We start from the raw sequence: 13,392 nt of genomic DNA, 5'->3' as shown, positions 1-13,392 counted from the left end.
ATTGCCATGAATTTCGCCAAACTCGGCCTGATCGAACCGCTGCTGCGCACCCTGCAGCAGCTGGACTACACCACCCCGACCCCGGTGCAGGCCAAGGCCATCCCCGCCGTGCTGGCCGGCCGCGACCTGATGGCCGCAGCCCAGACCGGCACCGGCAAAACCGCAGGTTTTGCCCTGCCTGTGCTGCAACGTCTGGCACTGGAGGGCGAGAAGGTGGCCGCCAACTCGATCCGCGCGCTGGTGCTGGTGCCCACCCGTGAGCTGGCCGAACAGGTGCACAACAACGTGCGCGAGTACGCTGAAAACCTGCCGCTGAGCACTTATGCGGTGTATGGCGGGGTCAGCATCAACCCGCAGATGATGCGCCTGCGCCGCGGTGTCGACCTGCTGGTGGCCACCCCAGGTCGCTTGCTCGACCTGTTCCGGCAGAACGCGGTGAAGTTCAACCAGGTGCAGACCCTGGTGCTGGACGAAGCCGACCGCATGCTCGACCTGGGCTTTGCCGAAGAGCTGCAGTCGGTGTACGCCGCACTGCCACGCAAGCGTCAGACGCTGCTGTTCTCCGCTACCTTTTCCGAGCAGATCCGCATGCTGGCGGGGCTGGCCCTGAATGACCCGCTGAGCATCGAAGTCAGCCCGCGCAACGCCGCGGCCGCCAGCGTCAAGCAGTGGCTGGTGCCTGTGGATAAAAAGCGCAAGGCCGACCTGTTCTGCCACCTGCTGCGCAAGCAGCGCTGGACCCAGGTGCTGGTGTTTGCCAAGACCCGCAACGGCGTCGACCAGCTGGTGGAGCGCTTGCTGGCCGAAGGGGTGAATGCCGACGGCATCCACGGCGACCGCCCTCAGGCCACCCGCCAGCGCGCCCTGGACACCTTCAAGGCCCGTGAAGTGCAGGTGCTGGTCGCTACAGATGTGGCGGCCCGTGGCCTGGATATCGACGACCTGCCGCTGGTCGTCAACCTTGACCTGCCGATTGTTGCCGAGGACTACGTGCACCGCATCGGGCGTACTGGGCGGGCGGGTAACAAGGGCGAGGCGATATCGCTGGTGTGTGCCGATGAAGTGCAGATGCTGTCGGCCATCGAAGTGCTCACCCGGCAGACCCTGGCGCGCCATGAAGAGCCTGATTTCATCCCCGAACACCGGGTGCCGATGACCGACGCCAGTGGCCAGGTGGTCAAGAAGCCGAAGAAGCCCAAGAAGCCAAAGGAAAACAGCGCCAAGCGGGGGTTGGGGCGCTGGATGGACAGTGGCGAGCCGGAGCCGGCGGTGAAGGCTGTGCGCAAGGTGCCTAGCTTCAATGGTGGGCCACGCAAGCGTAAGCCTTGAAAATTCTGGGGCTGCAAAGCAGCCCCGGCAATCTTTCAGTTAATCCGCATTACCCAATCCGCTGCCGCTCGCCCGGCGCGCAGCCCACTGGCAAAACATGCGGTCAGCAGATACCCGCCAGTCGGCGCCTCCCAGTCCAGCATTTCGCCGGCGCAGAACACCCCCGGCAGGGCCTTTATCATCAACCCCTCATCCAGCCCCTCGAAACGCACCCCGCCCGCGCTACTGATCGCTTCATCCAGCGGTCGTGCCCGCACCAGCGTGATCGGCAACGCCTTGATCGCCCGCGCCAATGCTTCGGGGTCGGCAAACGTCGCCTGATCGGTCAGTTCCCGCAGCAGCGCCGCCTTCACCCCGTCGATGCCCAGCTGGCTGTGCAAGTGCTTGGCCATGGAGCGCGAGCCTCGCGGTCTGGCGAGTGCCTGGGCAACTTTGTCCACAGGCTTGTCCGGTAGCAGGTCGAGCAACAGCACCCCACGGCCTTCGCGGTTGATGGCCTCGCGCACTGGCGCCGACCAGGCGTACACCAGGCTGCCCTCGATGCCTTGGGCAGTGAGAATGAACTCACCTTTGCGCGGCGCGCTGCCCGCTACCCCAAGGGCGATGTTCTTCAAGGGCGCCCCGGCAAACTTGTCCTTGAGCAGCGCGCTCCAGCCTTCGACTTCGAAGCCGCAGTTGCTCGGTTGCAAGGCCGAGATATCCACAGCCCGTTCGGCCAGCAGCGGCTGCCAGCTGCCGTCAGAGCCCAGGCGCGCCCAGCTGCCGCCGCCCAACGCCAATACCACGACCGCAGCATTCAGTAACCGCTCACCCTGTGGATAAGCGATTCGCAAGGCGCCCTCGGCGTCCCAGCCCAGCCAGCGGTGGCGGGTGTGGATAACTACCCCACTGTCGCGCAGCCGCTTGAGCCAGGCGCGTAGCAGGGGTGCCGCTTTCATGTCGGTGGGGAACACCCGGCCCGAGCTGCCGACGAAGGTTTCAATGCCCAGGCCATGAATCCACTGGCGCAAAGCGTCGGCGTCGAAGTCGCGCAGCAGCGCAGCGATCTCGCCCTGGCGCTCTGCATAGCGGGACACGAATGCCGGGTAGGGCTCGGAATGGGTGATGTTCATGCCACCGACCCCGGCCAGCAGGAACTTGCGCCCCACCGAAGGCATGGCGTCGAACACCTCGACCGCCAGGCCCGCTTGGGCCATGGCTTCAGCGGCCATCAGGCCGGCGGGGCCGCCACCAATGACGACTGCGAGGGGAGGGAAGGTGGGCTTCAGATCGGACATGGCGGGCGGCGGGCTGTGGAAAAGATGCGCATTCTAACGCAGGGCTGCCAACGGAAGCACTGGTCAAAAAATGATCAGTTCTATGCAAGCCTTACGGGCCATGGCTCACAGCCGCTTTCCAGCAGGTTATCCACAGGCGGTTCCACAGTCATTGTGAACAACCCATGACACGTGCTGCGCTGTGATGGAGGATGCCGTGGCGTTTGGCCAAGGCCGCGCGGTCTTTGCTGTAGCCACCGCCGATCACGCCCACCACCGGGATGTCGCGGCCCAGGCAGTGGCGCAGCACCGCCTCGTCCCGCGCGGCAACACCGACGTCGGTCAATTGCAGGTAGCCGAGGGCGTCGTCCTTGTGCACATCCACGCCGGCGTCATACAACACCAGGTCGGGTTGATACAGGGGCAGCAGGTAGTTGAGCGCGTCGTCGACCACCTTCAGGTAGGCGGTATCACCCATGCCACGGGGCAGCGGGATGTCCCAGTCGCTTTGCGCCTTGCGCGCCGGGAAGTTCTGCTCACAATGCAGCGATACGGTGATGGCCTCTGGTGTGTCGTGCAGGATGCGCGCGGTGCCATCGCCCTGGTGGACGTCGCAGTCGAAGATCAGCACGCGATGCACCCGGCCAGCTTCCAGCAGGTAGCGGCTGATCACTGCCAGGTCGTTGAAGATGCAGAAGCCTGCCGGGTGGTCGTAATGGGCGTGGTGGGTGCCGCCGGCCAGGTGGCAAGCGATGCCGTGCTGCAGTGCCATCTCGGCGCTTAGCAGCGAGCCACCGACTGCGCGTACGGTACGCCGGGCCAGGGCCTCGCTCCAGGGCAGGCCCAGGCGGCGCTGGTCCTCGCGTGACAGCTCGCCGTTCATGTAACGCTCGATGTAGCCGCGGTCATGGGCCAGGGCGAGGATATCGTTGGGGCAGATATCCGGACGCAAAAGCGCCTGGTCGGTGGTCAGCCCGCTGTCGACCAGGTGGTCGTGAAGCAGGCGGAACTTGTCCATCGGAAAGCGGTGTTCGGCGGGGAACTCCGGGCTGTAGTCTTCGTGGTAGATCAGCGGCAACGGCATGGGGCATTCGCAATCAGGGCCAGTGCTGATCTTGCCAGTTATCGCCCTGCGCTCGCCAATACTCGTTGCCAGTCCGGTTCGTTCAGGCGCCCGAGGATGCGTGCCTTGCCATTGCCATCCACCGAAACGAACAATGCGCTGGCGTAACCGCTTTCACGCTCACCGCCTGCAACGTTCTGCTGGCGGGCGAAGTGATCGATGCAACCGTTATGCGTCACCAGTACCAGGTTATGCCCCGGGCGCTTGCGGGCCAGGGCTTCACTGGCAAACCGATTGTCGCACCCTTCCAGCCAGTCTTCGCTGGCCACTGCCTGGCCAAGGATGAAGTGCGCGGTTTGCCGGGTGCGCAGTTTCGGGCTGCTGAGCAGATCGGCGTTGTTCAGGCCCAGCTGGTGCAGCCCTTGGCCGACCCGGCCGGCGGCCTGGCTACCGGCCACGGTGATGCCGGTGGGGTCGTCCAGGCAGGGGCCGGGGGCGCTGTCGCAGCGTTCGGCGTGGCGGATCATCACGATCACCGCCCCCTCGACCCAGTCCTGCAGCAATCCGCTGTCACTCAGTTGTTGATCGTTGCCAAGGTCCACGATGTGCGTCCTCGTCGCCAGCCAGGTGGTCAACGCCGCCACGACCATGCACAGGCCAAGGGCGGCACCGAGGGCCTTGCGGCCCAGGCGGCGCTTGCGCCGGGCGTGGATGGCAGGGTGCCCCAGGGTATTGCTCGATAACATGCGTTGCTCCATAGACATGGCCGCGCCTGGCGCGGCAGTGGTGGCGAGCATGTTGCCGAGCGGGCTGTCGGGGACCGGTGAAGGGCTTGTGAAAATTGCATTCGGTTGCTGCAGCTGGGTGAAACCCGCACCCGCGCCTACGCTGTAAACTGCAAGGCGGCAAAACCGGAGCAGGCCCGATGACCCCCATTCATGAACTGCAAAGCGCACGGCTGGTGCTGCGCCAATGGCGCGACGACGACCTGGGCGAGTTCGCCGCGCTGTGTGCCGACCCGCAGGTGATGCGTTATTTCCCCGCCCCACTGACGCGCCTGGAGGCTGCCGCGCTGATCGGCCGCGTGCGCGGGCATTTCAACGAATACGGTTTTGGCCTGTGGGCGCTCGAACGCCAGGACACCGGTGCGTTCATCGGCATGACCGGGTTGCTCAACGTCAATTTTGACGCCAGCTTCGCGCCAGCCGTGGAGATCGGTTGGCGCTTGGCGCGGCGCCACTGGGGCCAGGGCTTTGCCAGCGAAGCGGCGTGGACCTGCCTGCGTTGTGCGTTCGCCCAATTGCGCCTGGAGGAAGTGGTGTCGTTCACTAGCGAGAGCAACCTGCCGTCGCAAAAGGTGATGCAGGCCATTGGCATGCAGCAGGACGTGCACGGCAGTTTCGAGCACCCCCGCCTGCCCGTCGGGCACCCGCTGCGCCCGCATGTGCTGTACCGCATCGACCGCGCGCACTGGGAGCGCACCCTGCGCGCCTGAATACACGGCCATGCCCGGCGCGAATGACAAACCCTGTATCATTTGCCCTCATAACAGCGCTGTAGAGATGTGTTGCCTTGCTAGGAGAAGCCCCGATGAGTCATGTGTTGGACGACCTGGTCGACCTGTTGAGCCTCGAGTCCATCGAGGAGAACCTGTTCCGCGGACGCAGCCAGGACCTGGGCTTCCGCCAGTTGTACGGTGGGCAGGTGCTGGGCCAGTCATTGTCGGCGGCCAGTCAGACGGTCGAAGACGCACGCCATGTGCATTCGTTGCACGGCTACTTCCTGCGCCCGGGCGATGCCAGCCTGCCGGTGGTGTATTCGGTGGACCGCGTGCGCGATGGCGGCAGCTTCAGCACCCGGCGGGTGACTGCGATCCAGAAGGGCCATACCATCTTCACCTGCAGCGCGTCGTTCCAGTACGACGAAGAAGGCTTCGAGCACCAGGCACAGATGCCTGATGTGGTCGGCCCGGAAAACCTGCCCACCGAAGTGGAGCTGGCCCGCGCCATGGCCGATCAGCTTCCCGAGCGAATTCGCGACAAGGTGCTGTGCGCCAAGCCGATCGAGATCCGCCCGGTCACCGAGCGTGACCCGTTCAACCCCAAGCCCGGCGACCCGGTGAAGTACGCCTGGTTCCGCGCCGACGGCAAGCTGCCCGACGTGCCAGCTTTGCATAAATACCTGCTGGCCTACGCCTCTGACTTCGGCCTGCTGACCACGGCGTTGCTGCCGCATGGCAAGTCGGTGTGGCAGCGCGACATGCAGATCGCCAGCCTCGACCATTCGCTGTGGTTCCACGGCAACCTGCGCGCAGACGAGTGGCTGCTGTATGCCACCGACAGCCCATGGGCCGGCAACTCTCGCGGTTTCTGCCGTGGCAGCATTTACAACCAGGCCGGGCAACTGGTGGCGTCGTCGTGCCAGGAAGGCCTGATTCGCCACCGCAAGGACTGGGCATGAACCTGGCCGAGATCCGCAACTGGGTGTTCGACATGGACGGCACCCTGACTGTGGCAGTGCACGATTTTGCCGCGATCCGCGAGGCACTGGAGATTCCGCCTGAAGACGATATTTTGACCCACCTGGCGGCGTTGCCGGCAGCGGAGGCGGCGGCCAAGCATGCCTGGTTGCTGGAGCACGAGCGCGACCTGGCCATTACCTCGACGGCAGCCAGCGGGGCGGTGGAGCTGGTGCGCGAGCTGGCCGGGCGCGGTTGCCGGCTGGGTATCCTCACCCGCAATGCGCGGGAGCTGGCGCATGTGACGCTGGAGGCGATCGGCCTGGCGGACTGTTTTGCCGTCGAGCATGTGCTCGGGCGGGACGAAGCTGCGCCCAAGCCAAGCCCTGATGGGCTGCTGAAGATCGCCAGCGCCTGGGGCGTGGCGCCGAGCGAGCTGGTGATGGTCGGCGATTACCGCTTCGACCTGGACTGCGGTCGGGCGGCGGGGGCGCGTACGGTACTGGTGAACCTGCCGGACAATCCCTGGCCGGAGCTGGTGGATTGGCATGCGGCCGATTGCCGGGCATTGAAGGTGATGCTGGGCTGATCTTTGTGTTGGCAATGCGGGCCCTGTCTATGCTGAACCCCATTCTTTTCCCTGAAACGGAGACCCACCCATGACCAGCAAGGCCATCTACGTACAACCCGGCGGCGGCTACGACAAGGTCGAGGTCGGCACCAGCGAAGCCGCTGCACCACAGGCCGGCGAGATCACCGTGCGCCTGCACGCCAGCTCCCTCAACTACCACGACTTCGCGGTGGTCAGTGGCATGTGGGGCCCGAGCGAGCGGCGCATTCCCATGGCCGATGGCGCCGGTGAAGTGCTTGCGGTGGGTGCCGGCGTCACCGAGTTCCAGGTAGGCGACAGCGTGGTCAGCACCTTCTTCCCCGACTGGCTGGACGGCCAGGCCAATGTCGAAGGCTTTGCCAGGGTGCCCGGTGATGGCCTCGATGGTTACGCCCGCGAGCAGGTCACCGCCCGCGCCACCTCGTTCACTTTGGCGCCCAAGGGTTTCAGCCACGCCGAAGCCGCTACCCTGACCACTGCCGGGCTTACCGCCTGGCGTGCGCTGATGAGCGACGATCACCTCAAACCGGGTGACACGGTACTGGTGCAGGGCACTGGCGGGGTGTCGATCTTTGCCCTGCAGTTCGCCAAGCTGGCCGGCGCCACGGTCATCGCCACCTCGTCCAGCGACGCCAAGCTCGAGCGCCTGAAAGCCCTGGGGGCCGATCACCTGATCAATTACAAGAGCACCCCGGCCTGGGGTGAGAAAGTGCGCGAGCTGACCGACAACCGCGGTGTCGACCATGTCATCGAAGTGGGCGGACCGGCGACGCTGGAACAATCGATGATTGCCGCGCGCATTGGCGGGCATGTGTCGCTGATCGGCATTCTCACCGGTGTGGCCGGGCAATTGCCGCTGGTGCAGGCGCTGGTGCGGCAGATTCGCCTGCAAGGCGTGCTGGTGGGCAGCCGCGCGCAGCAGCAGGCGATGGTGCGGGCGATCGATGCCAACGGCTTGCGGCCAGTGGTGGACAAGCATTTCGAGCTGGAGCAGATCGTCGAGGCGTTCCGCTACCAGGAGAGCAACCGCCACTTCGGCAAGATCTGCCTGACCTGGTGAAGTGCGGGCGGCTGGATGTAACAGTCGCCCTGCAAGCCAATCCATTCGCCGAGGATGCGGTACGCCAGCAGGTGCATGCGGGGTAGTGTGACGGCGCCTATTCCGGCAGCAGCCGATCGCGGCTGTTGGACAGGTGCAGGCACACCGCCGCGCGCGCTGCATCCGGGTCTTGCCGGCGAATGGCATTGAGGATTGCCTCATGCTCCAGGTTGGCCAGGTACGCCTGCCGCGCCAGCCTGGACCCTGCACGCTCAGCCTGGGCCATGCGGTTGCGCGGGATCAAGCCATTGCCCAGTTGCAGCAGCATTTCGGTGAAATACAGATTGCCGGTGGCCTCGGCGATCAACAGGTGAAAACGCCGGTCGGCCTCGATGCAACTGTCGCCCGCGGCGGCCAGGTCCTGGTAGTCATCCAGCGCCTGGCGCATGCGTGCCAGTTGCCCTTCATCACGGCGCTGCGCAGCCAGGGCGGCGGCCTGGCCTTCCAGGCCAATGCGCAGTTCCAGCAGGTCGCGCACATTGGCCGCACTTTCCGCGGCGATGCGCAGGCCAGCCTGTGGCTGGCGCTCCATCACGAAGGTACCGATACCGTGGCGTGGCTCCACCAGCCCCGAGGCCTGCAGCTTCGACAAGGCTTCGCGAACCACCGTGCGGCTTACCCCATGCTCGCGCACCAAGGTGTTCTCCGAAGGCAGCTTGTCACCAGGCTTGAAGGTGCCGAGCAAAATCTGTTGAGTCAGGCTCGAGACCAGGTCATGGGCGCGGCTGTGGCCGCGTTTATGGACGGGTGTGGTTTCCATGTGGCGGTCCGTTCTTGTTGTGCTTGTACGACAAGTTAATCGATAAAAATATTTTTTGTCGGTTTTTCGGTAATCAGGCTTCGCTGATCCATGAGCTGTTACCGCATGATCGAAGCAAGTTAGCATTGTGACAGCTTGTATTTTGGGTTTTAAGCGCTAATCGCCATCTTGTCGTACAACTTCCCTGCGCATATGCTCCACCCCACTGTCATGTCAGACAACCTCGACCCGCACAAAAACAATTAGTGGGAGATTCGTAAGTGAACGACACCCTCGCTCCGTCTGCACGGGCTGAAGGCGACGCGCTGGCCAGTGCCGTGGCCAAGGTCAAGCGCCACGTCCTGCCGCTGTTCGTCATCATGTTCATCGTCAACTACCTCGATCGTGTCAACATCGGCTTCGTCCGCCCGCACCTGGAAAGCGACCTGGGCATCAGCGCCGCTGCCTTCGGCTTTGGCGCCGGCTTGTTCTTCATCGGCTACGCACTGTTCGAAGTGCCGTCGAACATGCTGCTGCAAAAGGTCGGTGCACGCCTGTGGCTGACCCGCATCATGTTCACCTGGGGGCTGGTGGCCACGGCCATGGCCTTTGTGCAGACCGAAACCCAGTTCTACGTGCTGCGCTTTTTGCTGGGTGTCGCCGAAGCGGGCTTCTTCCCCGGGGTGATCTACTACTTCACCCGCTGGCTGCCGGCGGCCGAGCGGGGCAAGGCGATTGCCATCTTCCTCAGCGGTTCGGCACTGGCCTCGCTGATTTCCGGGCCGCTGGCCGGGGCGCTGATGCAGATCCAGGGCCTGGGCCTGCATGGCTGGCAGTGGATGTTGTTCATCGAAGGCATGGCTTCGGTGACGCTGTGCTTCTTCGTGTTCTTCTGGCTCGACTCCAAGCCCCACGACGCCAAGTGGCTGAGCAAGGCCGAGCAGGACGCGCTGGCCGATACCATCGACCGCGAGCAGCGTGAGCGCGAAGCCGTCGGCGCGGTAAAGGTGTCGTCCTGGAGCCTGCTCAAGGACCGCCAGATCGTGCTGTTCTGCCTGATCTACTTCTGCATCCAGCTGACCATCTACGCCGCGACCTTCTGGCTGCCCAGCATCATCAAGCGCATGGGCGACCTCAACGACCTGCAGGTAGGGTTCTTCAACTCGATCCCGTGGCTGATCTCGATCCTGGCCATGTATGCCTTCGCCGCAGGGTCTGCACGCTGGAAGTTCCAGCAGGCCTGGGTCGCGGGTGCGCTGCTGATCGCTGCCATTGGCATGTTCATGTCCACCACCGGTGGGCCGGTGTTCGCCTTCGTTGCCGTGTGCTTCGCCGCCATCGGCTTCAAGTCGGCGTCGTCACTCTTCTGGCCAATCCCGCAGGGCTACCTGGATGCGCGCATCGCCGCGGCAGTAATCGCGCTGATCAACTCGGTCGGCAACCTTGGCGGTTTCGTTGCCCCCACCACCTTCGGCCTGCTGGAGCAGCAGACCGGGTCGATCCAGGGCGGCCTGTACGGCCTGGCGGTGACCTCGGTGCTGGCGGCCATCGCCATCTTCTTCGTGCGCACGCGCCCAAAGGGCGTGCCTGCCGATCCACTCAAGGCCCCTTCGGCCCTGGGCCAGACCCACTGACGACTGCGAGACAACAATCATGAACATGCAGACCTTGCACACCAGCACCCCCGTGGTCACCGACCTGCGCGTCATCCCCGTGGCCGGCCACGACAGCATGCTGCTCAACCTCAGTGGCGCCCATGGCCCGTACTTCACCCGCAATGTGGTGGTGCTGCGCGACAGCGCCGGCAATACCGGCCTGGGCGAAGTGCCTGGTGGCGAGAACATTCGCCAGACCCTGGAAGACGCCCGCAGCCTGGTGGTCGGCCAGCCGATCGGTCATTACCAGCGCGTGCTCAATGCCATGCGCCAGACCTTCGCCAACCGCGACAGCGCCGGGCGTGGCCTGCAGACCTTCGACCTGCGTATCACCGTGCATGCGGTGACGGCTGTCGAATCGGCGCTGCTCGACCTGCTCGGCCAGCACCTGAATGTGCCCATGGCGGCACTGCTGGGTGAGGGGCAGCAACGGGATGCGGTGAAGATGCTCGGCTACCTGTTCTATATCGGTGACCGCCAGCAGACCGACCTTGCCTACCGCAACGAAGCTGATGCCGATGACGACTGGTTCCGTCTGCGCCACGAACAGGCCCTGACCCCGGAGGCGGTTGTGCGCCTGGCCGAAGCGGCCAAGCAGCGTTATGGCTTCAGCGACTTCAAGCTCAAGGGCGGCGTGCTGCGAGGTGAAGAAGAAATGGAAGCGGTGACGGCGCTGGCCGAACGCTTCCCCGAAGCGCGCATCACCCTGGACCCCAACGGTGCCTGGTCACTCAAGGAAGCCATCGCCCTGTGCCGCGACAAACACGATGTGCTGGCCTATGCCGAAGACCCGTGCGGCGCCGAGAACGGCTACTCGGGCCGCGAGGTGATGGCCGAATTCCGTCGCGCTACGGGTTTGCCCACGGCTACCAACATGATCGCCACCGACTGGCGGCAAATGGGCCATGCCATCCAGCTGCAGTCGGTGGACATCCCGCTGGCCGACCCGCATTTCTGGACCCTGCAGGGGTCGGTACGGGTGGCGCAGATGTGCAATGACTGGGGGCTGACCTGGGGGTCGCACTCGAATAACCACTTCGACATCTCGCTGGCGATGTTTACCCAGGTGGCGGCTGCGGCGCCGGGCGAGATCACCGCGATCGATACGCACTGGATCTGGCAGGACGGCCAGCGCCTGACCCGGGAGCCACTGCGCATCGTCGACGGGCACGTGGGGGTGCCGGCGCGGCCGGGGTTGGGGGTGGAGCTGGATGAAGACCAGCTGGCCAAGGCCCATGAGTGCTACCGCAATATGGGCCTGGGAGCGCGGGATGACAGTGTGGCGATGCAGTTCCTGATTTCGGGGTGGAGTTTCGACAACAAGCGGCCTTGCATGGTCAGGTGAGCCAGCATCGAGGTGTTGCAAGGAGGCCCTGGGAGACCGGGGCTTTTTTGTATCCGACCAAGAGTGCGCATGGCATCAAATCGATGCGGTCGAGGTGGAGCTGGCTTGCCGGCGATAGGGCCAGGGCAGGCAACACACATTCAAATGAAAAACAAAAGCGCCAGATGACCCGGTGGCGCAATCGGACATGCCATTCGCGACATCTGGCGTGAATGGAAAGGCCCTGTCGTGATCGAACAGTTCCGGGGCGTTCTCGTGTAATTTCCCACAGCCCTGCGGAGCTTAAATGAACCCCGAACCGCACTGGCACGTTGCTCTGTGACGCACACCAAAGAACATCAACAGAACCCGAGCAACCTGTCGACTTATTGATTTCAAAGGAGATATTTTCGCCTACGCCTGCCCCCATCCTTGTGTCAGCAAAAAGAGAACAACATCAATGAACACCGTGGGATCTGATGGCAACCTTGCACAAGGTTTCAAGCCACGTCATGTAACGATGCTGTCCATCGCCGGCATCATCGGCGCCGGACTTTTCGTAGGCTCTGGGCACGCCATTGCGGCGGCCGGGCCCGCAACCATAATTTCCTATTTCGTGGCCGGGACCCTGGTAGTCCTGGTCATGCGCATGCTCGGCGAAATGGCCGTGGCACACCCCGATACCGGATCGTTTTCCACCTACGCCGACCAGGCCATCGGCCGCTGGGCCGGCTATACCATCGGCTGGCTGTACTGGTGGTTCTGGGTACTGGTGATCCCGATCGAAGCACTGGCCGCCGGGCATGTGCTGAACGCCTGGTTCCCGCAGGTGGACAGCTGGATCTTTGCCCTGGCCTCGGTACTGTTGCTGGCCTGCACCAACCTGTTCAGCGTGGCCAAGTACGGTGAATTCGAGTTCTGGTTCGCCATCCTCAAGGTCACGGCGATCCTGGGCTTCATCGGCCTTGGTTTCGCTGCCCTGATGGGCTGGCTGCCCAACCGCGAGGTCAGCGGCCTGAGCGGGTTGATCGCCGAGCACGGCGGCTTCGCCCCGAACGGCTGGTCGGCGGTGATCGGTGCGTTCATTACCGTGATGTTCAGCTTTATCGGCACCGAGGCGGTGACCATCGCTGCCTCCGAGTCCAGCGACCCGTCGCGCAACATCGCCAAGGCGACGCGTTCGGTGATCTGGCGCATCAGCACCTTTTACATCCTGTCGATCTTCGTGATCATCTCGGTGGTGCCATGGAACGACCCGCAGTTGGCGGTGGTGGGTTCCTACCAGCGTGCGCTGGAAATCATGAACATCCCCAACGCCGCGTTCATGGTCGACCTGGTGGTGCTGGTGGCCGTGACCAGCTGCATGAACTCGTCGATCTACATCGCCTCGCGCATGATGTACTCGCTGGCCAAGCGCGGTGACGCCCCGGCCTTCCTCAACAAGACCTCCAGGGTAGGCGTACCGCGCTCTGCGGTCTTTGGCAGTACCTTGATCGGCGCGGCGATTGCCATCCTCAACTACTTCGCACCGAAAGGCGTGTTCGAGTTCCTGCTGGCCAGTTCCGGCGCCATCGCCTTGCTGGTGTACATGGTCATCGCCATCTCGCAGCTGCGCATGCGCCGCCGCCTGGAGCGCGAGAACACCGAGCTGAAGTTCCGCATGTGGCTGTTCCCGTACCTCACCTGGGCGGTGATCATCTTCATTGCCGGGGCGCTGGCGGTGATGATGTACACCCCGGAGCACCGGGTAGAAGTGAGTTCGACACTGGGCCTGGCAATCGTCATTTCCTTCCTGGGGATCGTGACATCGCGGGGCCATGCGCAACCTGTAGGGGCGCGGTCGATGGGGTGATCGGGTT

Annotated in this window: 12 protein-coding genes; 8 read left to right on the top strand and 4 right to left on the bottom strand. The window is 64.1% G+C overall.

Going from position 1 to position 13,392, the window contains the following annotated elements; all coding sequences use genetic code 11:
* The first annotated feature begins 6 nt into the window (after positions 1–6).
* Positions 7–1,329 carry an RNA helicase RhlE1 gene (rhlE1, locus tag AC5O5I_RS24730; RefSeq protein ID WP_172219893.1) on the top strand — a complete coding sequence of 441 codons (1,323 nt, stop codon included), beginning with the start codon at positions 7–9 and terminating at the stop codon, positions 1,327–1,329.
* Positions 1,330–1,364: 35 nt separating this feature from the next.
* Here the strand turns inward: rhlE1 and AC5O5I_RS24725 are convergent, their stop codons facing one another.
* From AC5O5I_RS24725 to pmrG, 3 genes are all read right to left on the bottom strand, one after another.
* The gene (locus tag AC5O5I_RS24725) at positions 1,365–2,606 is read right to left on the bottom strand and encodes a TIGR03862 family flavoprotein (RefSeq protein ID WP_172219890.1); all 1,242 of its coding nucleotides are present in this window, start codon (positions 2,604–2,606) and stop codon (positions 1,365–1,367) included.
* A gap of 148 nt (positions 2,607–2,754) precedes the next feature.
* On the bottom strand, positions 2,755–3,669 hold the full coding sequence (locus tag AC5O5I_RS24720; protein ID WP_172219887.1) for a histone deacetylase family protein: 915 nt from the start codon (positions 3,667–3,669) through the stop codon (positions 2,755–2,757).
* Positions 3,670–3,707: 38 nt separating this feature from the next.
* Positions 3,708–4,394: a lipopolysaccharide core heptose(II)-phosphate phosphatase PmrG gene (pmrG, locus tag AC5O5I_RS24715; protein WP_172219884.1), complete on the bottom strand. Its 687-nt coding sequence runs from the start codon at positions 4,392–4,394 to the stop codon at positions 3,708–3,710.
* Positions 4,395–4,573: 179 nt separating this feature from the next.
* Between pmrG and AC5O5I_RS24710 the strand changes: the two genes are divergently transcribed.
* The 4 genes from AC5O5I_RS24710 to AC5O5I_RS24695 all read left to right on the top strand — a co-directional run bounded on the left by AC5O5I_RS24710 (position 4,574) and on the right by AC5O5I_RS24695 (position 7,776).
* Positions 4,574–5,143 (top strand): GNAT family N-acetyltransferase, encoded by a 570-nt coding sequence (locus AC5O5I_RS24710; RefSeq protein WP_172219881.1) that lies wholly within the window; start codon positions 4,574–4,576, stop codon positions 5,141–5,143.
* A gap of 95 nt (positions 5,144–5,238) precedes the next feature.
* Positions 5,239–6,108: an acyl-CoA thioesterase II gene (gene tesB / locus AC5O5I_RS24705; protein ID WP_172219878.1), complete on the top strand. Its 870-nt coding sequence runs from the start codon at positions 5,239–5,241 to the stop codon at positions 6,106–6,108.
* Positions 6,105–6,695 (top strand): HAD family hydrolase, encoded by a 591-nt coding sequence (locus AC5O5I_RS24700; protein ID WP_172219875.1) that lies wholly within the window; start codon positions 6,105–6,107, stop codon positions 6,693–6,695. Before tesB ends, AC5O5I_RS24700 begins: the two co-directional genes overlap by 4 nt.
* Positions 6,696–6,765: 70 nt before the next feature.
* Positions 6,766–7,776 carry a zinc-dependent alcohol dehydrogenase family protein gene (locus tag AC5O5I_RS24695; RefSeq protein WP_172219872.1) on the top strand — a complete coding sequence of 337 codons (1,011 nt, stop codon included), beginning with the start codon at positions 6,766–6,768 and terminating at the stop codon, positions 7,774–7,776.
* 97 nt (positions 7,777–7,873) lie between these two features.
* Here the strand turns inward: AC5O5I_RS24695 and AC5O5I_RS24690 are convergent, their stop codons facing one another.
* Positions 7,874–8,575: a FadR/GntR family transcriptional regulator gene (locus tag AC5O5I_RS24690; RefSeq protein WP_172285978.1), complete on the bottom strand. Its 702-nt coding sequence runs from the start codon at positions 8,573–8,575 to the stop codon at positions 7,874–7,876.
* Positions 8,576–8,835: 260 nt separating this feature from the next.
* Here AC5O5I_RS24690 and AC5O5I_RS24685 point away from each other — a divergent pair, with 260 nt between their 5' ends.
* From AC5O5I_RS24685 to gabP, 3 genes are all read left to right on the top strand, one after another.
* On the top strand, positions 8,836–10,188 hold the full coding sequence (locus tag AC5O5I_RS24685) for an MFS transporter (RefSeq protein ID WP_494511721.1): 1,353 nt from the start codon (positions 8,836–8,838) through the stop codon (positions 10,186–10,188).
* Between the two features lie 19 nt (positions 10,189–10,207).
* Entirely contained in the window at positions 10,208–11,554 is a 1,347-nt protein-coding gene (gene gudD / locus AC5O5I_RS24680; RefSeq protein ID WP_172219863.1) for a glucarate dehydratase, read from the top strand.
* A 439-nt stretch (positions 11,555–11,993) separates the two neighbouring features.
* On the top strand, positions 11,994–13,385 hold the full coding sequence (gene gabP / locus AC5O5I_RS24675; protein ID WP_172219860.1) for a GABA permease: 1,392 nt from the start codon (positions 11,994–11,996) through the stop codon (positions 13,383–13,385).
* The last annotated feature ends 7 nt before the right edge of the window (positions 13,386–13,392 follow it).

It is taken from the genome of Pseudomonas sp. 9_2_1 (assembly GCF_059295275.1).
The sequence above is the reverse complement of the archived record's forward strand: the minus strand, read 5'-3'. Positions and strand labels throughout refer to the sequence as shown.